This is a genomic window from Citrobacter braakii (assembly GCF_002075345.1).
Taxonomy (GTDB): Bacteria; Pseudomonadota; Gammaproteobacteria; order Enterobacterales; family Enterobacteriaceae; genus Citrobacter; species Citrobacter braakii.
In genome coordinates, this window is sequence record NZ_NAEW01000007.1 from 1 (window position 1) to 21417 (window position 21417).

Below are 21417 nucleotides of genomic sequence, written 5' to 3' on the forward strand. Positions count from 1 at the left end.
GGGGAAGCAGGCGGTTCACCAGCCTGACCGTTCCGCGCAGAAACTCCCGGACATCGGGCAGAATGGGCTTTATCACCCCGACCACACTGCTGGCGGCCAGAACAACAATTTCGGTCATCACCCCGGCCGCGCCTTTTGAGTCAATGATGATGATGTCATACTGCCGGAACAAAGAGTGTTGCAGTACATTTCGCAGGCGCATCCTGCCGTCCGCGATGTGCAGTATCTCTCCCGGCAGACGCTCATCCGGGTCATTGGAGACAATCACATCCAGATTCGGAATACAGGTGCGGGAAAGAATATTATCAGGATTACTCAGGTCGACCGTCTGCGTCAGCAGTTCATAGAGACCACAGGGGGCCTCATAATCCAGGTGGTAGATACTGCAGGACGTCGGCTGGGAGTAGTCGCCGTCAATCAGAAGGGTTTTCAGGCCTGCATCGGCGGTGAAACCGGCAAGATAGGCACCCTGGGTGGATTTGCCTTCCCCACCCTTGGTGGAAATGATGGAAAGAATTTGTGTCGCGAATTTTGTCAGCGAAAATGGTAAACTGCCAGATGAGGTTATATTCTGAACAGAAGCAGCAACTACCTGCTCAACCTGCCCGGAAGAGACCGAAGTTTGTTCATTACGCATTTTGTATCCTGAACGTAATTCAGGAATTACAAACTTGAAACACGAATGTTAAAATCCGGTTAAATTGTCGGCATTTTCGGTGATGGGATTGAAAATCCCCGTGTCCTTGGTTCGATTCCGAGTCCGGGCACCACTATTTAGAAAAACCAGCCTTAGGGCTGGTTTTTTGCTTTCTGGGATTCCGGTAGATTTCAGGTCGCGCTGGCGGCAGATGTTACCCCCCAGCATCTGCCATCCAACATGAACATTTCTCTTAAGTAGCCACCAATCCCTCTGGTTGCTGTAGGCCCATCTGTCAGAATTCAAATTCCCAATAGACACTATTTCCATCATGCGTCATGGCTAATGAATTCATTGAAACAAGTCTGTACCCGGTCTTTGTCCGGTCTGAAGTAAAGCGAGAACCACAAACCTTGAGCCTAATGCCCAACCTTTTCCAACAATCCCTCTATATCACACTGAACGCTTTTCACCCCAATTGATTTAGCTTTAGTCATCTTTTGGGTATTATGCCTGCGATATCAATATGATTAATAAGGGATTATGGCTACGGGATACTTTCTGTATCATCTGGATAAAACCAGATGCGGGGGGCGAATTCTTTCCGGTGCGTCTGACACCGATTATGAAATCGGCGGCATTGTACGGCAGCAGGTCCGGGAGGGAGACCCGGTGACTTGCGGGAAGCATGAGGGGCTTTTCCGCGTCTGTGGCGGCATGGGAGACACCTACGAAGTAGGCGGTGTCCTGAAAGAGTGGGCGGGTTCGCTGGATAGTTACAGCTCCTGCCCCTGCCGGGCCCGGTTCGTTCCGACAGTATTTTCACACTATTATGAAAGTGATTGTAATGCCGGTCGCGTGGCCGAGCGGGAACGGGAAGCTAAACAGGCTGAGGCTTCTGCTGCACTGGTCGGGAGCGGAGCACAGGGGGAAGGGTCTGACAGCGTGAAACTGGCCCCTGTACCAGTTTTTGCCAAATCTTGCCTGCGTGGGGCCGGATGTACCGATGCCGGAACCGAGGATGAGCCACAGGCAAACTTTGCTGCGATGAGCATTTACCAGTCACTGCCTGCTTCTCCGCCCCCAGAGTCATCCTCAACGGCAACCAGCAATGAGCCAGAACAGCACGCTCAGGCGGCGAAGAAGACAAAGACCACCTCCGGGCTGATTGATGCCGTGCCGGAGAGGAAAAAATCCCTGTTTGATAAAGTAACGGGATTCTTCTTTGGTGAAGCGGAAGCAATGCCACTTCCCCCGCCACCTGTTGTTATGGGCGGTTCAGCCGAAGCCGGAATGGCAGCAACGGCAGGAGGGGCTACAGCAAAAGCGAATCAGGACGCAGCTAAGGCATTAATGTACCAGATGAAACACCTGTCCGGGCCAGCGGTATGGGAAAACCGGTTTGAACTGAATTTACCGTTCGTGGTCATGGGGGCAGTACTGCACTCAATGCTGAAAGGCGAAAAGTCTGACCTGCTGACAGCGGAGAAACTGCTCGCGGTAGCCCAAAGCGGCGGTACGGTACCAACACGGGTACGCTATAACTGGGTGGAAGACCCGGAAACCGGGCGGCTGAAAGCCGTGGGCTATCACACCAGCCCGGAAAGTGGGCGTGATCAGGTGAAAGTCAGGCTAATGGAAAAGCGATTTGACGGGAAATACCGCTTTTGGGGTGATGGACTGGTCGGAAAGGTACAAATAACATGGACACCAGCCGATGCTCCGGGCAACACAGATGCCAGTGGGTGGAACACCGGGAACCAAAGCCCACAGGCAGGAACGGTAGCAATTCCGGGGCTTGAGCACCCTGACATTCAGAGCGTGACCATCACCACCACGCCACCGCCAGAGGAAAAGGACTTCCGGGACTATATTCTGGTGTTTCCGGGCAACGTCCATCCGCCGATTTACATCTATCTCAGCAAGCCTCCAGTGGAACTGCTGGAAGTTGACTTATATAGCAACTTCACAGGTAGAGCACGAAACGGTACTCATGCTGATCACATGCCCTCAGCCGCAGCAGTACGGGCCTACTTACGACGTGAATTCCCAGACGCAAAACCTGCCGAAATTGACCGTATGGCGAAAGACGTTGCGTCTATCATCATTCCTGCTGATATTCACCAAAAACTTAGTGCCACTTATGGCGGCAGAAATAGTCCTACGCAAATACAGCAAGACTCCAGAGATTTGCGAGCGGCTGTAGAACGCGACATTGAGACCATACGCACTGAGCTTAAACAGCGTGGCGTAACAGATAGCCAAATCGATGAAGCAAAAGCTAAGATGCATCAATTAAATCAGGAACAGGGATTATACTAATGACCGTTAATGTCGAAGCATTGATTCGCTACTTAGGTAAGCCATATCAGGAAATTTTTGATGCCGGATTGATTCCCTACAAGACCAAGCCGACAGGCTACCCGGGAGATCCTGATCTAACGTTAAGCATGATGAATGAAGGAATTTACTTAGCCTTTAAGCGAGAAGGTACAACGCTTTTTTCAATTGAGCTTTTTTTACAGAATGAGAAGAAAACGAACTATAAATTTCCTAATGAGCTGCCATCCCCACTACAACCTGAGATGGTGCGATCTTGGGTGCATTCACAATTCGGACCTCCTGACAGATTCTTGCCTCCCCGGAAACGGTTACGCCAAGAGATTGGCTACACAGATTTGTTCACAGTAACGGATTTTCATATTCCGATCAGTATGCAAGTCGATTACGACTTGCAGGAGCGAGTCAAAGAGGTGGCATTCATAGCAACATCTGAGCTCCGCTGGTAATGGTCATAACAGCACCTTTCGGGGTGCCGTTTCCAGCCTCACCCAGGAAAAGAAACGTTAAGGTCATCACAGAAAGCTGAATCATGCATGACAGAATCTGAATCGCCACAGGTTTAACAGACACCTCGGAGTCATTTAAAATGGCTTATAGAGAGGTGCACATGAGCAGTAAGCGTTATCCTGAAGAGTTTAAAATTGAAGCAGTCAAACAGGTTGTTGATCGTGGACATTCTGTTTCCAGTGTCGCAACACGTCTCGATATCACTACCCACAGTCTTTATGCCTGGATAAAGAAATACGGGCCGGACTCTTCCACCAACAGAGAGCAGTCAGATGCTCAGGTTGAGATCCGCCGACTCCAGAAGGAGCTGAAGCGGGTTACTGATGAACGGGACATATTAAAAAAAGCCGCGGCGTACTTCGCAAAGCTGTCCGACTGAGGTACGCCTTTATCCGTGACAACTCCTGTTGTTGGCCCGTTCGTCTACTCTGCCGGATTCTGAATGTTCATCCGAGTGGGTTTTACACCTGGCTTCAGCAGCCGCATTCACTACGGTTTCAGGCGGATCTCAGACTGACAGGACAAATCAAACAGTTCTGGCTGGAGTCCGGTTGCGTTTATGGCTATCGAAAAATCCATCTCGACCTGCGAGATAGCGGGCAACAATGTGGGATTAACCGGGTCTGGCGGCTGATGAAGTGTGCCGGGATAAAGGCTCAGGTCGGATATCGAAGCCCACAAGCGCATAAAGGTGAAGTCAGTATCGTGACACCCAACAGGCTCCAGCGACAGTTCAACCCGGAAGCTCCGGATGAACGTTGGGTAACGGACATAACTTACATCCGAACCCACGAAGGCTGGCTGTATCTGGCCGTAGTTGTTGACCTGTTCTCGCGCAAAGTTATCGGCTGGTCAATGCAACCCCGGATGACAAAAGATATTGTTCTGAATGCGCTTTTGATGGTCGTGTGGCGACGTAATCCCCAAAAACAGGTGCTGGTTCATTCTGACCAAGGTAGTCAGTACACAAGCCATGAGTGGCAGTCGTTCCTGAAATCACACGGTCTGGAGGGCAGTATGAGCCGTCGTGGTAACTGTCACGACAACGCAGTTGCAGAAAGCTTTTTCCAGCTACTGAAGCGTGAACGGATAAAGAAAAAGATCTACGGAACACGGGAAGAAGCACGCAGCGATATTTTTGATTACATCGAAATGTTTTATAACAGTAAGCGTCGGCATGGTTCGAGTGTTCAGATGCCACCGACGGAATATGAAAAGCAATATTATCAACGGCTCGGAAGTGTCTAGATTATCCGTGGCGATTCATCCTGTATTCCGGGTTTCTTGTATGTATATCAGTCGGATGAACGTATTGCATTAGAGGAAGGGGGCAGAAATTTATTGGTCGCTGCATTATTTCCGCCCCCCAAAATAATTTTATTTCAGCCTGCAATAGAATTCATATTAATTAGAGTAATTATCAAATGCATCACTTATATATTTTTCATAGTGATTATTTTGGCTAATTTATTTTATAACCTTGATATACTAAGACAAGAAATGATTAATAGTGAGTCATCCGTGCTAATCCACACACCAAAAAGGATTTCAATACAGCGGTATAATCGGTATGAATTTCAATCCCAACGGGAGTGGAATGGGTTCTTTTTCTGGTGAACTCACAGAGTTGGATACTAATACTACATTTGATGTGCTGAGAATAATCCATTTCAATTATTTGATTGAGTAATATAGTTATTTCACATTATCAAATTTTGTTATTAAGAAAAATGTTAACGATTCGTCTGATGATCAGATGTTTAATCGACTGATGTTTGATTTGAACGCATCCGATCGTCGAATTCGAGTTGAAAGGGTGAAGGACAACGCTTTCCTTATCGAAAATACATTTAATCCGATTTCATTTGCACCGAAAGGTGATGAACTGGCAGTATAGGAACCTGAGCATGAACAGAACTTCATGCTTAAAAACAAATAAATATTGGAACATAAACCTATATTTACATCACAACCCAACTAAATGTATTAATCGATAACCTTTTAAGGATATCGTTTGTATCAATCCTGAATTACTTAAGAGTTTTTTCCTTATGAGCATGAATGCTGATTATCTGGTGCCTGGTGAAACGTAATTCGGAATGAATATAATAAAAAAAGTTTACTAAAAAAGATGCAAAAAGCGAAATTAGTTTAGAAGTGAAAACGAAATTAGTTTAGAAGTGAAAACAATGAAATGGATGTTTCTTTAAATAACATTGAAAATCTTAATGAAACAATGCACCTTGCTAAAGGTCGTAAAGGACTTACTAACTTGAGTACCATATATCAAACGCTCAGCACATCTTCTGAAGCAGGATTGACAACAAGACAGATAGCAGATAATTGTGGACTATCCATTTACGTTACCCGGAACTGGTTAACAAAGCTAAATCAGGCTGGGTTGATATGTTGTCATCTTTTTGATGGAAAATCTTTATATTGGTCTATTGATTTGTAATGCTCTTTTCTATATCAATTGCGATAGTAGTTCGTACCTTTCATGAGAAAGGTATGCGTTCTAACATTTTCAATCCAGTTCTAATTAATTATTTTCCATCAACTCAATATATAACACCAATGATATATTTTAAATTTGATATAGATATTAGCTATATTACTAATGTATGTGTCTTATGCTTGAAAGTATATATAGCTCAAAGTCGGATGTAATGTCAGAATAAATGTTATTCATGTACTAAATGGGTATAAGTTATGAAAATAGTAGTATCAATAATGATAATTTTATGTTGTGTGTTTCTTCTCGCATCTAACTCAAAGGCAGTGATTATGGGTATGCCTTTACCTGACAGGTGCCCGAGTGGTTCAATCGACGTTACGAGCTACAATACTGTATGTAAGCCGAACACACAAAATAGCTATTTTGGTGGAGCTACAACATGGTCTGGACGCAATGATGCACAGGCGAACATGTATGATGGTTTTGAATCCTATGTTCCATTTACTGGCAAATGGAGAATGGTTACTCACTTTTGCCCGGGAAATGCAATCTGCAATTTGCAAAATGCAATTAGCCATTATGTAAGTTCTAAAGAAGTTGAATTGAATACAAGCAAAGGTATTTCTTCGCAAAATCCTGACTTTGGGGGAGGGGCAGGGCCCTCACAATCTCAGGCCGGTACTGTATGCTTTACTTTTCAAGATGAACAAGGCAAACAGTGGAGCACTTCCGCAAACAGAACATGCCAAGATGCTACCCTGCTGCCCGAGGAACCTTCAATATGTTACATAAATTACAATAATAGTGATTTAAATGTTAGCATGGGTGATGTTGAGCGAACTGATATTACATCAAACCCCATGCTCGGGGCTGTCGGGAATATTAAAAAACAGCTAATAATTCTATGTAATGGCGAAGAAGCAAGTGTAACGTCTAGCACACAATTTAAGTTTACTCCCCTGTCAGTTGGAGGTAATCAAGTGATTCAGTCATCTCGCTCAGGCCTGGGTATCGCTTTATTTTATAATGGTAAAGCGGCAAGTACCACGGATATTATTAATGAGACATTTATGACTGGGAATAATGAGCGTAACATTGAATTTCAGATAGTACGAGACCCAAACATGAAACCTGAGGATATTCCTGCCGACGCATTTACAGCAAACGCTGTAATGATAATAACGATAGAGTAATATCATTCATTGTATTAAGCATAATATTTCAAAAGCATTCACTTTCCCAAATGAATGCTTTTTTGGTTCGGCAGCAGGAATGGAATTTAACATCGCCATACTGTAAACACACCCGTTTTAGTTCCACGCACTTCTTGAGATTTCCGTGTTTTTGGCCATCAGCCTGTATTCTTCCGCCCACTGCGCCGGTGCAGCGACACCAGTTCTGGCCCATTATCCATCCGCACCTTCAGCGGATATCGGGCTGATAAAAACACACTGTCCTGCTCAGCGATAAAGTCCTGCATGTCTGACGTAAGCTCATGCCAAATTGCACCGTCAGATAGCTGACGGGCTTGCACTTTATAGCTGGTTTTAAAACTTATTTTCGATGACGTCTTTCAACGCGCGGCATTCCAGACTGAGGTCGGCAAATATCTGTTTGAGACGCCGGTTCTCATCCTCAAGATCCTTTATCTTTTTAATATCAGAAGCCTCCAGGCCGCCGTATCTGGACTTCCATTTGTAGTAAGTGGCTTCAGAGATACCGGCCTCCCGGCAGACATCCTTAACAGTTCGTCCGGCTTCAACCGACTTAATCACGGCAATGATCTGATGCTCAGTAAAACGGGCTTTACGCATAGCAATCTACTTTGTTGGCAGATTGATTATGCCGGAGGATCTCTAAATGTGAATGGCACGATTATGCGGGATACTTACACATCGGCCCGTTGAACTCACAGTGATTACCGGTCTACAAGAGTGACGAAATGAGAGTTGTTCCTGTACCTAAATCCCAGGCTGCATTTGCAATAGGCAGATGAAACAGAATTATGACATGTAATAACAGGTATTACTTGATGATGGTTGTATCTAAAAAAGGGGGCAGAACAAGCGCCCCCATGAATTGCTGAATAACCTGACACAGGAAGAGTACAGGCTGATGACTTAAAGCCCGAATGTGTCAGAATTAACACGAGCGCGCTACATTTATTATACCAACATAAAAGAGCTAGCTAAATAATAGTAATACTTATCCCATCTAAGACCTCATTCGTGTATCCATACACTTTCTCTGGCAATGGGTCATTATAATGATCACATACGATCTGGACATAGAGTGTATATTTACCACTTGGAATATGTTCACTAACCTTCGAACTGATGGTGTTGGAAAAACTTTCATTTAAATAGATAAGTCCTTTTTCAGACCCTATTAAGTACTCATTAAAATCCTCATCTTTTAATTTAACATTGAACGTTACAATTTCCACACTTGGAAGATGCGAATATTCAATCATATATTGCGATGAAAATGTAACATCAAACTGTTCTAAATGATTGAATTCATTCTTACTCACTTCAATACTTTTAGTCAGGAACATAAAATCATAAGGATTCCGGTAAAATATATTGACTAGTGCTGGATTACTAACGGAAATATCTTCAGGCTTAACAATATATCGATTCTCATTATCGTCGAAATCACTATGCGTCAACCGTATTGAATATTCTGCAACAGGGTGTGACTGATCAACATTGAGTTGACCAGGGTTTATATTAAGGTCAATCTTAATTTCCCCCAGTTCTGTAACCCCATAACTTTTTTTATTACTCCTGATAATACGTCCGTTTACATCCAAATATTCAATGTAAAAATCGTAAAGCTTATTACCTTCAAAAACTATAGGTTGAATAACAACCTCAGATGGTGGGTAAGTTGCACCTGAATATAAAACATCTGGTAGCGGTATATTCTTTGATAAGGAAAAAAATTCACTATAATTTTCTTCTGATAAAATATAAACATCAGATTCAAATAAATCTAACTTCTCGAAAACGGGGAACACTTCTTCACTTTTTGTAGCAATAATAACTCTATAATTTTGTTCTACAGATATTTCATTGAAGTCGCCTTTAATTACAAATGGTGAGTTTTCACCATTATCTAAACGTACAATAGTACTACCTAGAGTTTTAATAATGTTAGTATTGATATCAGTAAGCAATAGGAAAAATTCTTTTTCCTCATCAATCTCACTATGTATTTTTATTTCTACTTCTATTTGACTTCCATAAGGAATAGTAGTGGGAATCACTACATCATTTACTAAATGTAATGTCTCACATACATGCCGATTAATCGTAACCTTTTCTTTTAAGATATTATTGCTACTATCCTTAAGCTTTTGCATCATACCATCTTTGCTAAGATACATTACTTCCACATATCTTTCGCCAAAAGATATATCAATCGGCATTTCAATAGGAATTATTAAACTAGACTCCTCACCTGATGCGAGGGAAATATTAACATTTTTGCTTATAACATTTCTTTTAAAATTATTTTTATCACAGGAAACTAAGTTCAAATGTCCCTCAAAACTAGTATCTGTAATATTTTTTATAACGACCTCAACAGAACTCGAAGATAGCTGGGTTAAAACATTATTAGTTACTAATAATTTTTCTGCTACCAACAACGGTTCAGATGATGGCCTAATGCCAAATATAATACACACTGGTTTACAACCCTGCATATCATTAGTTAAGTTATAGTAATAGCTACTGCCCCCCCCCCAGCCATAATTAAAAGAAAAAACACCATCCCCCATGTAACCATCACATACAGTTGAATGCCCTGGAATATCAACCAAAACAGGGAATCCCATTTGCAGGTTTTCTATAACGGCATCGTTTATAGTTGATTGTTGAATATAATCGGTAAAGTTATTCGTCTCTTTGTATGAGATATATGATATGTCATCTTCATAGCTAAAGTTATCGACAAGCGCACTTATCTCTTCTAAAAAATCCAGTTGAGAGCTAGATGATAAACCAAAGCGCGTGTTGATTGCACATGCAACATGTCCAATCATAGTTGATATTGCATCTCGTGCTTCTTCTGATAGAGCCTTATCATCCATTAAATCCCAACGATACACATATCCATCGATATTAATTTTTGGATCTTCTGCCATAATACCATTAATCATCCCCTTACCTTTAGCTGGATAGGAATTAGCTCTCATTAATTGAGCAATAGCCAGAGCAGTACAACCAACTAAGTACGGTTTTACAAAGTTATTATACGGTGCCGATTGAATCCATTGACTTGTTGTTAATGGTCCTATAAGATACTCTCTTTCTTTCACACTTGCGCGTTTCATTTTCCATCCTCAATTTCAAAACAATTAATTAACACTTTATAGATTATTTAAATTTCTGACAGCAAATAATAAAAACCATAGACCTACAATGAATATCATTTTGACTTTATATTCTAAAATCAGTATTGCCCTCCCATTCTGGACCATACACCGGTAAAAAAACCCTCTTTAATTAATAGAGAAAAGATAAAGTTTCGTCGCAAAGACAATACAACCAAATGCCTTAAGGAGAAACATTTAGTTGAACACATCAAAAATATAGATTTAAAATTCAATGAAAGATATACATACAAGATGAAACACTAATGATACTTAATGCAACTGAATCGACACAGATTTAACGGACACATTAGAGTGATTTAAAATAGTTAAAAAAGATAATGACCATAAACTGTAAACGTTAACACAACAATTTTAAGTTACAACGTTAAAACGAATAGTTGAATGAGGTCATCCTGTTCATCAGAGCAGCATCACATATTTATATCGCATCTCAGAATATCTACACCAGGATAAATAAGTATAGCCGGAATTGTCTGCTAACAACGCACAGTCAAATACTCAGGCCGCCCCCCTACAAATCCCAAAAGAACTGTAGCAGGTTACTAATGAGTGGCATATTTTACTTTGAAAAATCGTCTGAATGACATACACCTATATCCGTGACAATTGAATGAGTATCGTCCACATCCAGCACTGAATCGTAGGTCAACATAGATACCTATAATGCTAATTGACAGCTATATCTATAAACATAGGGAAACAGAAGCCAGAGATTACTACCACTGACAATACTTTTTTTTAAAATTTGTTTAAAAGTCTTGCATCTCAAATAGAACGCAAGTATTACAAATCAATAGTCCAACCTAAAGATTTTCCATCAAAAAGATGACAACATATTACCCCAGCCTCATTCAGCTTTGTTAACCAATTTCGGGTAACGTAAATAGATAATCCACAAATATCTGCTATCTGTCTCGTTGTCAATCCTGCTTCAGAGGTGGTACTAAGCGCTTGATATATAAGACTCAAGTTAGCGTATCCTTTACGCCCTTTAGCAAGACGCATTGTTTCATTAAGCTTCCCAATTTTTCTTAAAGCAACATCTGTTTTAATAGATGAATCACCACTTAATTCTTCTTTTGCATCTTTTTCAGAAAGACTTTTTCCAATTATATTTCTTTCCGTTTCACCCAACAACAAATAATAAACATTATCATTTACCACATTACTGCTCATAAGAAAAGCCAACCTCGGAGTCATTCAGAATTGTTGCAAATGATATCCTCAAAACCCATTAAAACGGCATATTTAGTTAAAATAGCATATAAATATAGGTTAAAATTCCGTTTTTTAAATAATTTACAGAATAAAAATCTTTTGAGCGTTCTAATTTTTACACCGATTATTAATCATCTTTCAATGCAAATGAAAATCGGATTAAATGTATTTTCGATAAGGAAAGCGGTGTCCTTCAATCTTTCAACTCGAATTCGACGACCAGCTGTACTTAAATCAAACATTAGTCGATTGAACATCTGATCATCAGTTGAATCATTAACATTTTTCTTGATAACGAAATTTGATAATGTGAAATAGCTATAGTATTCAATCGAGTAATCGAAATATATAATCCTCAGTACATCAAATGTAGTATTAGTATCTAACTCTGTGAGTTCACCAGAAAAAGAAGCCATTCCAGTCCCGTTGGGATTAAAAGTCATACCGATTATACCGCTGTATTGAAATCCTTTTTTTGGCATGGGGATCAGTACGGGTGACTCACAATTAATCATTTCTCGCCTGGACACATCAAAGTAATAATATATATTAGCCAGAATAATCACAATGAAAGATATAAGTATGGTTAACTTAATAATTGCGCGCATTGATATACACTCCATTGCAAGCTGAAATAATATTATCTTTCTCACCAGAAATATTGCAACGACTAATAAATTCCCGCCCCTTACCCTCTAGTGAAATACGTTCATCAGATTGATACACATACGAGAAACCCTTAGTACAGGCTATGTTGAAATTTTCATTTTCAACCATCTTCTCAATCCTGGAGCGAATTGATGCAAAATCATGCTCGCTTACCTTTTTAAGCGTGTAAATTTTACAAGAATCTATTTTACCAAAATAAAAGAGCTCCTTGTTTGTTAATCGGTCTTTAAGGAAAAAAATCTGATATAATAAAACCATAAGCAAAATCATAAAACTTAGAATTGCAAAAAGATATTTACGAAAAAAAACATCCTTGAGCAAACTAAAACCACCATCTTTATAATTACTAACATTATCGCCAGATAAATAAAAACCAACGCGTGGTATTGTCTTAATTAACTCCTCTTGACATTCCAAGTCTGTAAGCGTTTTTCTTATAAAAGAAACATATTGAGTAAGACTGTTATTTGATGCAAGCATCTCATTTCCAGACCATACATAATCAAAAATCGCTTCTCTGGGGACAACCTTCCCTGCGTTGATTAACAAGCATGTAAGAACACGTGCAGCCATATGTGGTAAAACAATAATATCGTCCGCACTATTTTTGTTAACTAAAGAACCATCATCAGAATTGTAAACTATAGAATTGTTAATCAAAAATTTCATTTTGATAAATGTCTCTAACAAATTGATCAGCATTTAATGCAGATACGTATCAACATAATGGATAAATTATAGTCCTTACAGTTCTAACTTGCAGAAATTTATACTACTTATTTTTATTTTGATGATGCTGCCATGTCATTAGCAATGCTTTCTAGTATAGCTTCTGGCACCCTTTGTTGGTTGAAATACGTTTCGCACAAGGCTTTCTGCTCATTTTGCAACGGGTCTTTACCTCCGGATGAAAAATGATCTAACCATGGGACTAACATCTCTGGCTGCTCTGCTGGGATAGGATGAACCCCTTTCTTGACGTGAACGCCAAATGCATTGAAGGGGCTATGATCTTCACGCTCTAAAAACAATACAGGCTTTTGATTAAGCTGGTATTCAAGCAGAAAACTAATCCCATCAACGATCAGTAAATCGGAAGCCTTGAACGGACCGGCGTAGTCGCCATTTGTAAGTACTCCTGTATTCGGTAGTGCACACCATCTGGCACAAAATACATCAAACTCTGAAGAGGATGTGTTTGAAATTGATTGCATTTGGCTGACAAGCGCAGGATGAGGACTGAACAAAAAATCAATTTCAGGATGCACCTGTGCCAGATTCAGCATAAATGATTTCACCATCCAAAATGTACCGAAATTGGTCCATTCAGTACCCGTGGAGTGGTGAGCACTCCATATTATTTTAAAGTTATTTCCTGTATTTATCGGCCAGATGGGTTCTGCGTGGCACAAATAATCAACTCGTGGATGCCCAGAAGTGATTACGGGTAATGTTGATGGCATAAACTCGCGTATTGCATCATTCGCAATAAATATTCCACTGGCTCGTCGATACAAAGGACTCGCCCGAAATCCTGAGACATGAATCGGGGCAATACTGTAATCTATATAATAAATCTTCGCAAAACCAAGCCATTCGGCAGCAAAAGCTGGCGATATATCAGCATCCCAATGTGATTGTCTAAAAATAATTTGAGGTTCTAATGCTCGAAGAGTAGACAAGTCATCAAAAAGATCTCCCGAGATAATCCTGATATGCGGAATACCTTTAGATTTCATGCTATTATGGGTATTCTCTTCATTACAAAGCTTTTCGCTTCCAGGATACTTTCGCGGGATAGTCACAACTATCGGATCAAATCGAGGATCTTTACTCATTGCGAGCCAAACAGCGTGCAAACTACTCCATATTTCAACACTGTGGACAAGAAAAACACAACGCCATGGTGCTTTTCTTTTCATTATCAGACGCTCAGAATGATGAATAGATTGCGATACAACCAAAAGTTTCTGGCGAATATCATTCAGCTGAGAAGAGAGCGAGTCTATCTGCGATTGTTGATGAACACTGTTGCTTAAAATGGCGTTAATTGAGTCTATAAGCCGCCTATAGCGCAGAGTTATCCCAGGAAATACTCTACGAATACCCATTGTGATCAGAGATCTAACCATTACTTTTGCCTTTTAAACCAAATCTGGACACCAGGCTACAGAGGGTTAAACGCATATAAAAGTTAAACATTTTACTTCCCATCTTCCTTGCCAGTAAGAATCGCTCAAAATGAGTGAGTGGAAATGATGCTCCAAGGCATTGTTTGAATATATTGTTCAGGTAATGTTTTTTTAGGGGCTCTTCAATAATAAACCATCCCCAATAGTGTGTATTTAACATCAATCTAAAAGCTTGCATTGCCGTGGAACGTGTTATCTCTGGTTTAAGGCGCAACATAAGCCATTCGAAAAGCTCAACATGTACCAATAAGCGTTCATCCTTGATGCCGATATCCTGTCCTGGCCTTGCCTGACGGTAAAAATAGTGACAATCCGTAATCGTTGTTAACTTTCGGGCTGCGAACAATGCTTCAAACTGAAAAGGAAGATCATCGAAACGACGAATATGTGCCGGGAATACAATCGCCTTTTCTTTCAGCATCGCTGTACGGTAGATCTTACGCCAAATCGTGGGACGCGAACTTAACTCATCACAAAGCAACGCATTCTCATTACCCAGGCATTCCACCTTCCCACCATCGGGATAAAATTCAGTCCAGCCGCATTGAGCCACATCAGACTGACGCAGCACAGCAGAACGGAATAGAGAGCTAAACATGTTCGGTGCAACAAAATCATCGCTATCAACAAACCCAGTAAATGTTCCCCGAGCAGCTGAAAGACCGGTGTTTCGTGCAGTAGCACACCCAGAATTTTGTTGATGAATCGTTTTGAAGCGTTGCGGATATTGTATCTGCCATTTTTTTGCAATTTCCCCACTACCATCGGTTGAACCATCATCAACAACAATGACTTCCAGCCCGTCCAAATCCTGATGAGCTAATGATGAAAGGCACTCATCCAGCCAATCGACAACATTATAGACAGGTACGACAACACTAACGGGTACTGAAGACAAGCGCCCACTGACTTGCGTTGAAGCTTCATCCACCCACCAGCTAAAACGCTCACAATGTTTCGCTGAAAATTGGTACCATTGCAGCCAGTCTCCCGCTGAACGTTCCAGAACGCCGCAGACAACATCTGGAGCGTGAGAAAGAATTAATTTTTTTATTTGTTCCGAGTTGTTTTGGTCCAGCACAGCATAGAGTTCGTATCTCTTATCTACAGGAGATTTATTAATAAGCTGATTTATATCTGACACGACATAAATATCTGAATGCGAAGGTAACGAACTCCACCTTCGTTGGCCAGCAGATTCTGAGTCCACAATCCAGATAGGTGCCTCATGCTCTTTTAATGAATTAATCATATTTGGGCTAATCAATTTGTCACCCGGAATGATAATCAGTGGGATATCAGGACGCTGAGCAAAATAAGGGTGTCTGCCATCGATACAGGAAGAAATAACTTTCATTGTGAACCGCCTTTAATCATTTTCCCCATCAGACGAAAGATACCGAGCCATAACATCGGACGAAACAGTAAACCGGGGACCAAAAACGGCAGACTGCTCCATCGGTAGCCAGCAGCCAGTCGAGACAGTCCATGTGAGCTACCCACTAACAACGCCAAAGCGATAATGGCCTGCCCCGCTGGCAACCCAGCCTTGAATGCCGTAGCAAGCACCTGACGCGGACGGGCATGCTCAAACAGCGAACACGATGCAACATAGTAGGGTTTGCGATCTTCGGGTAGAGAAGCGACGCCACTCCAGTGCAACATACGTAATAGCTGCCCCATTAATATTCTGCAATGATTACTGGAAAGTGTTGCAGGCACTGCGTCAATGACTCCCGCTACTGCGTCTACCATATCGCGTCGGCGATGGCTTCGTTCCTCCGTGATTTTACCGGGCCTTCCTACCCGATAATAGTAACCGACTATGTCCATCAACATTATTTTTCCTTCGCTAAAAAGAACACGGTAATGAGGAACCAAATCTTCAAATACTTTGCCATCACGAAAAAAGCCAACGTTGTGCAACCAAAAATTCCTCCGATAAACTCCGGTATTAATATTTGGCTCAAGACCTAATAATTCAGGGGCCGCAATAAACGTAGTAACCCCATCATCACAATACTTGCGCGACTGAGAATAGCTCTTTTCATCATAGAAAGGAGACAGTGTCTGATTAATATCGTCATAAACCATACTGCGCCAAAAAACAGCATCAGCATGATTCCTTTCACCACGATCAATGGCCACCATTAGCGTTAATGCATTTAACCAGTCATCACTATCACAAAAAGCAATCCAGTCACCTCTTGCCAGACACACCCCTTTATTACGAGTAGCCGACAGTCCCTGATTGGGTTGCTTCAACAGAAGAACCTGTCCTGGAAATTTCGCCAACAAATCCGGCAAACACTTGAAACTATCATCGGTACTGCCGTCATCAATGACGATCAATTCAGCATTAGTCAGTAATGATGAGGACAATGAAGCAAGCGTCATTTCTACCCAAGCAGCTGTGTTATAAACAGGAACGACGATGCTCACCACCGGTATTTCTGCACTGCGAGTATCAAGAATAATGTCAGGTTTCAGGTTAATTCCCTCTCACTTAAAAATTAAATTCTGGTAGATGCTATACGCCCGGCGCAGCGCCCTCAGACGCCGTGAACCTCGTATACAATCCTGTATCTTCTGCCCTCCGATCCGAAACCACAGATGGCGATAAATGCGAATTAAACCATCCGATAACGTAAACCGAAGCTTGCCCATTGGAGTGCGGGGCGTTCTTAAATGCCTAAAATACTCGCGTCGAAGCGGATGACGACAGCCAGGAAGCCATGGCTTATCCGGGCCTGTAAAATGTAATATGACGGGTCCGGCCAGCGCTGCAACGTGCTCCAGGGCACTAAAAGAAGGTGTCAGGATGTCCGGCAAGTAACAACGCGTCTGGACGTTGTAAATTAAAGGCAGAGTATGAATTTCTCCCTGATGCGCCAAATTCAGCACATCCTGATCCTGCAATCGAATAACTTGCTGAAAGCGGTAATAAATGGTCAGGTATTCTTTTAATGGAGACGGATAACGCGCTCTGAGTGCATCCAGGTTGATAAGGAGTACCCCAGCATTAATGTAAAGGCTCTCAATACCAAGCCTCTGCGCCTGATCTCTTCCGCCCTCATCCGCGCAGGCTCCCATTACTACATTTGCCGGCAAATCATACTGCCAGAGAGGAAGAAGGTTGCCGCATACCACCATATCCGCATCCAACCACAGCACTCGGGATACATCAGTAAGCAATTCCGCAAGCAATAGTCGATACCACGTTCGATGGCTAATATGGCGTCGGTTATTGGGGAGATACTCAAGAGAGTTATGTGAAACCTGATGAAACTGAAAGCGGATGTTGTCACCCCTTTCGTTGGACAGGAGCGCTCTGCTTTTTTGAGATAATGTTTCATCGCACAGTAAATGGATGATGAGTCTTTGTTTCGGATGTAGCCCTGTAATCAGCGATGACAAGAATGTATCGGCATGAACAACATAGGCGTCATCGACTGCGATAGCGACTTGTATTGCCTCATCAATCAACTGGCTTCGATCTGGCTCTACGGGTTGAGAAGGCTTGAGGTATGCAGGAGAAACCCCTATTGCAACCCCTGTTTGCCCAATCCTCATCTCTGGCCAACGCTGCTGAGCCGCAATGAGCCAGGCCTGCGTCAAACGCTCGGCAAGAAAGCCCCAAACTCGCTGCTGATAATGCGTGTAATGCTCAAGAGAGCGTTGTTGCGATTCCGGTAGTAATACTCCAAAAAGAAACGAACAGTAATCCTGAAAATAAGGATGTCGCATCACCACAAGATTACCCGTGACCATCGAAGTTCGTGAAAGGCAGTCAATCAGAGGGAGATAGAAATCTGGCCAGTCTCGCTTCACTCTTTCAACTATGCTTTCCAGATCGGCACCATGATGTGCACGATGATAATACTCTGCTACCGTCATTATCTGTTCAGGCAACCCAGGGGGATGTACCGGTAGCGCAGGAGCGGTCATAACATCATATGACTCCAGACACTCATTGACCTGTTTCTCCGTCCAGCCGAAATAATGGAGGGTATTTTCATCCAGTTTAGAGAATGTTCCGTTCAGGATCTTATTCTTACGAAACGTCAGCATGCGCCGATAGTGCATCAGCCCATACCAGTCGGCATCGACATTTTTCCATATCCAGTAAAGGGCCGTAAGCTCACTCCAGAAGGGATTTTGAGACGAAATATTGTCCCCTTCGTCGTCCCCCGCCGCGTAATCAAGACGAGTTGAAACAACAGATCGCCCTGCCTGAATGGGTGTAAAATAACGATTTCGAAAGTATGGTGCCGGGCGATGATGGCATACGAAAAAACGGACCACGGGTTCAGACATTATTTTCCTCCCCCGGACCAGCCAGACCGTCACGAAGCCCTATACCCCAGTGCCATATATTGCGGAGTTTTTCAGGGCCGCTCATTGCGCCAGCCAATTGCCCAAGCACCCTCAACGCAGTGACATTGTTATTCCATGGAGCACCCGAACGGGTTCTTGATAGCCACAAAAGGTTTCGTGTTAATAACTTACGGCGCTCGGGAGAGACGCCGCTGCGGCTGTTAATATCATGTTGAAATCGTAGCGATGGACACCACAGCATCCTGACACCTTGTTTTGCAAGCGCGGCTCCGGCGGCCAAATCGTCAAAATAAAGAAACAATCTTGTATCCAGTACATCCAGCAATTGCCGTACGACTCTACGCTCAACGCAGCAACCCACAAACGTCAGCGTACAGACCGACGTTATATTGGGCTCTCGGGGCAGCCATCGCTCAGGGAAGAAAAGATAGCCCAACGATTGTCGTAAGGTTTGCGGCAAACGCTTAAACGGCATGTTCATTCGGCAAGGTTGATTGAGTGCATCTCGAACATGACTCAACCAAATATCGGCCTGAGGCTGCTTTGCCAGTTCACAAAGCCAATCCGGTGCAGGTTGCGCATCATCATCGTAAAGACAGACGTGCGTCCAACCCGTCACCGCCGTTAACGCTTCTAATCCTGCTGCAAAGCCACCCGCACCACCACGATTCTCAGGTTGATGCAATACAGTCAGCCTTAGCTCATCCAGGCTATCCAGCCATTCTTTGGTTCCATCGGTGGAGGCGTTGTTAACCACCAGCACCTGGTCGAATGACATATTTAGCGTGTGGACCAGCGTCCTTTTCAGCATCGTTAACCTGTTAAAGGTCACAATCAGCGCAGCCACTTTCATGCGTTAGCATCCGGCCAGGCCAAAAAGCGCTCACCTGCTGGGGTTGTTATAAAATGCTTCGCGATCGATATGGCCTGGCGTAGCGTAACGTCCATATCCATATAGCGATAAGTCCCTAATCGCCCGATAAATGTCACACCAGTAAGAGCCGAAGCACGTTCGCGGTAGTGAGTCAGCAGCCGTTCATCATCTGCCATTCGCAGCGGGTAATAAGGGATATCATTCTCTTTGGCCTCCCGAGGGATTTCCCTGACTAAAAGCGTTTGTTGATGCTGCTCCCAGGGACTCAGACGCGCATGGTCAGTAATGCGCGTCCAGGGAACAGATTTATCAGCATAATTCATGACGGCACACCCCTGAGCGTCAGCCGTTGCAGCCTCCCGAATAAAATCCAACGTCCTCCAGCGCAAGCGACCCGCATCATGATTAAACCAGGCATCAAGTGGACCGGACCAGAAAACATGTCCTTTCTCCATCAACTCACGTGCAATTTCTGCCGTCACAGTGACGTCAGTCTGCACCTTAATATTGGGGTGTTGCAGCATAGATTGAACCATCGCGGTATACCCGTCCTGTGGCATACCCTGAAAACGGCTATCAAAATAGCCATCTGTATAGTCAAACCTGAATGGAAGGCGCTTGAGAATAGAAGCCGGAAGCTGCGTATCCTGGCGCTGGCGGTAACATCCCATCCTGATCTGGATGATACGCCGCTGTATGATGAAAATGGCGATGGTAACCGCAACAATGATGGCGATCTGTGGCATACCCACTGGGTGGTGCTGAAGCCTAACGAGGTCTGCGGGCCTGGCGCACTGGCCGTAGTTGATATTCCTGAGGGACAAAAACCCCGGCTGCCAAAAACCTGGCCTGGCTTGCCGGTACTGTTGGACAGTCCGGGCTGGAATCCTACGCTGACAGGTGAAACTGTAGAAGTGAAAGTTCCTTTCGATAATATTGGCGTGGTCACTGCCAGCCAGTTTGATGGTGTAACTGCCGGGCTACGAGTTAATGCCTCCGTTCATGCGCCGCTACTTTGCGTCGAGGATGTATTTAAAGTGGCCTCTGGCAAGCTGACGCTGCCGGGGAAAGTAAACCAGTAACGGAAATTAACCCGCACCACAGTGCGGGTTCTGGAGTTAACATGAATATCATTCGTCATCCGCGAGCACCAGCATTGACAATTGAACGCTGGTTTAATACGTCACAGCCGATAACCCTGGAATCATTACGCGGCAAGGTCGTGGTAATGGAATCATTTCAGATGCTGTGTCCTGGCTGTGTTTCCCATGGACTGCCGCAGGTTTCACGTGTGTATGCCACTTTTCCACCGGATAAAGTGGCCGTTATTGGCCTACATACGGTTTTTGAGCATCATGAGGTAATGACCGCACAGGCACTGGAAACCTTTCTATCAGAATACCGCATCCCTTTCCCCGTCGGGGTGGATATGCCGTCTCCTGACAATGATGTCCCCCAGACCATGCTGTCCTACGCTATGCGCGGTACACCTACGTTGACGTTAATTGATCAGCAGGGATACCTACGCCAGCAATATTTTGGTCAGGTAGACGACCTCGCGCTGGGAGCAGAAATCGGGGCGTTATTGAATGAGTCGTTGTCTGTTTCCGAGGACGCGTCTATGGCATCAGGGTGCAGTGATGGGCAGTGTGCCACTACATAATGAGATACTGGATATGGCGGAGAGTTTTTTCCTGCCCGTGGGAAGGGTGAAACATTATCCCCGGGCAGTGAAAAAGAAACCGCAACGCTAGGCATTACGGTTTCCATCAAAAG

The 21417-nt window shown here is 43.3% G+C and carries 18 protein-coding genes and 1 pseudogene; 7 read left to right on the forward strand and 12 right to left on the reverse strand.

What is annotated here, in order from left to right; genetic code table 11:
• A partial coding sequence (locus tag BZK42_RS15715; RefSeq protein WP_143329702.1) for a ParA family protein occupies positions 1–637 on the reverse strand: 637 nt, incomplete at its 3' end.
• 543 nt (positions 638–1180) lie between these two features.
• On the opposite strand from BZK42_RS15715, the gene BZK42_RS15725 reads away from it, so the two are divergent.
• The 5 genes from BZK42_RS15725 to BZK42_RS15745 all read left to right on the forward strand — a co-directional run bounded on the left by BZK42_RS15725 (position 1181) and on the right by BZK42_RS15745 (position 7138).
• Complete coding sequence (locus tag BZK42_RS15725; protein WP_080859468.1) at positions 1181–2959, forward strand: S-type pyocin domain-containing protein; 1779 nt, start codon at positions 1181–1183, stop codon at positions 2957–2959.
• On the forward strand, positions 2959–3426 hold the full coding sequence (locus tag BZK42_RS15730) for a DUF6392 family protein (protein ID WP_047358704.1): 468 nt from the start codon (positions 2959–2961) through the stop codon (positions 3424–3426). Before BZK42_RS15725 ends, BZK42_RS15730 begins: the two co-directional genes overlap by 1 nt.
• A 161-nt stretch (positions 3427–3587) precedes the next feature.
• Positions 3588–4735 (forward strand): IS3 family transposase gene (locus BZK42_RS15735; RefSeq protein ID WP_095716019.1). Its coding sequence is split into 2 segments (ribosomal slippage): positions 3588–3825 and positions 3825–4735, totalling 1149 coding nucleotides; the frame shifts between segments, so codons are not numbered across the junction.
• Positions 4736–5681: 946 nt separating this feature from the next.
• A complete protein-coding gene (locus tag BZK42_RS15740; RefSeq protein WP_072058784.1) occupies positions 5682–5945 on the forward strand; it encodes a FaeA/PapI family transcriptional regulator in 264 nt (87 codons plus the stop codon).
• Between the two features lie 254 nt (positions 5946–6199).
• Positions 6200–7138 (forward strand): hypothetical protein, encoded by a 939-nt coding sequence (locus tag BZK42_RS15745; protein WP_141244122.1) that lies wholly within the window; start codon positions 6200–6202, stop codon positions 7136–7138.
• Between the two features lie 238 nt (positions 7139–7376).
• Here the strand turns inward: BZK42_RS15745 and BZK42_RS15750 are convergent.
• The 11 genes and pseudogenes from BZK42_RS15750 to BZK42_RS15800 all read right to left on the reverse strand — a co-directional run.
• Positions 7377–7759, reverse strand: a pseudogene (locus BZK42_RS15750) (transposase); the annotation flags it as partial.
• Between the two features lie 374 nt (positions 7760–8133).
• A complete protein-coding gene (locus BZK42_RS15755) occupies positions 8134–10287 on the reverse strand; it encodes a C10 family peptidase (RefSeq protein ID WP_080859472.1) in 2154 nt (717 codons plus the stop codon).
• A gap of 846 nt (positions 10288–11133) precedes the next feature.
• Positions 11134–11526: a FaeA/PapI family transcriptional regulator gene (locus tag BZK42_RS15760; protein ID WP_158083360.1), complete on the reverse strand. Its 393-nt coding sequence runs from the start codon at positions 11524–11526 to the stop codon at positions 11134–11136.
• Between the two features lie 173 nt (positions 11527–11699).
• A complete protein-coding gene (locus BZK42_RS15765) occupies positions 11700–12176 on the reverse strand; it encodes a FidL-like protein (RefSeq protein ID WP_053389974.1) in 477 nt (158 codons plus the stop codon).
• Entirely contained in the window at positions 12160–12906 is a 747-nt protein-coding gene (locus BZK42_RS15770; RefSeq protein ID WP_158083361.1) for a winged helix-turn-helix domain-containing protein, read from the reverse strand. The genes BZK42_RS15765 and BZK42_RS15770 overlap by 17 nt, the downstream gene beginning before the upstream one ends.
• Before the next feature lie 113 nt (positions 12907–13019).
• Complete coding sequence (locus tag BZK42_RS15775) at positions 13020–14369, reverse strand: hypothetical protein (RefSeq protein ID WP_052951280.1); 1350 nt, start codon at positions 14367–14369, stop codon at positions 13020–13022.
• The gene (locus BZK42_RS15780) at positions 14362–15786 is read right to left on the reverse strand and encodes a glycosyltransferase (protein ID WP_080859479.1); all 1425 of its coding nucleotides are present in this window, start codon (positions 15784–15786) and stop codon (positions 14362–14364) included. Before BZK42_RS15780 ends, BZK42_RS15775 begins: the two co-directional genes overlap by 8 nt.
• Positions 15783–16871 carry a glycosyltransferase family 2 protein gene (locus tag BZK42_RS15785; RefSeq protein ID WP_131351402.1) on the reverse strand — a complete coding sequence of 363 codons (1089 nt, stop codon included), beginning with the start codon at positions 16869–16871 and terminating at the stop codon, positions 15783–15785. Before BZK42_RS15785 ends, BZK42_RS15780 begins: the two co-directional genes overlap by 4 nt.
• Before the next feature lie 60 nt (positions 16872–16931).
• Complete coding sequence (locus BZK42_RS15790; RefSeq protein ID WP_080859481.1) at positions 16932–18746, reverse strand: DUF4422 domain-containing protein; 1815 nt, start codon at positions 18744–18746, stop codon at positions 16932–16934.
• Positions 18739–19620: a glycosyltransferase gene (locus tag BZK42_RS15795; RefSeq protein WP_080859483.1), complete on the reverse strand. Its 882-nt coding sequence runs from the start codon at positions 19618–19620 to the stop codon at positions 18739–18741. Before BZK42_RS15795 ends, BZK42_RS15790 begins: the two co-directional genes overlap by 8 nt.
• Positions 19617–20267 carry a UDP-galactopyranose mutase gene (locus BZK42_RS15800; RefSeq protein WP_249025143.1) on the reverse strand — a complete coding sequence of 217 codons (651 nt, stop codon included), beginning with the start codon at positions 20265–20267 and terminating at the stop codon, positions 19617–19619. Before BZK42_RS15800 ends, BZK42_RS15795 begins: the two co-directional genes overlap by 4 nt.
• Here BZK42_RS15800 and BZK42_RS15805 point away from each other — a divergent pair.
• Positions 20169–20723, forward strand: a complete 555-nt coding sequence (locus tag BZK42_RS15805; RefSeq protein ID WP_249025144.1) for a hypothetical protein — start codon at positions 20169–20171, stop codon at positions 20721–20723. The two genes, BZK42_RS15800 and BZK42_RS15805, sit on opposite strands and share 99 nt — an antisense overlap.
• A gap of 41 nt (positions 20724–20764) precedes the next feature.
• Entirely contained in the window at positions 20765–21304 is a 540-nt protein-coding gene (locus BZK42_RS15810; RefSeq protein WP_053388763.1) for a redoxin domain-containing protein, read from the forward strand.
• The last annotated feature ends 113 nt before the right edge of the window (positions 21305–21417 follow it).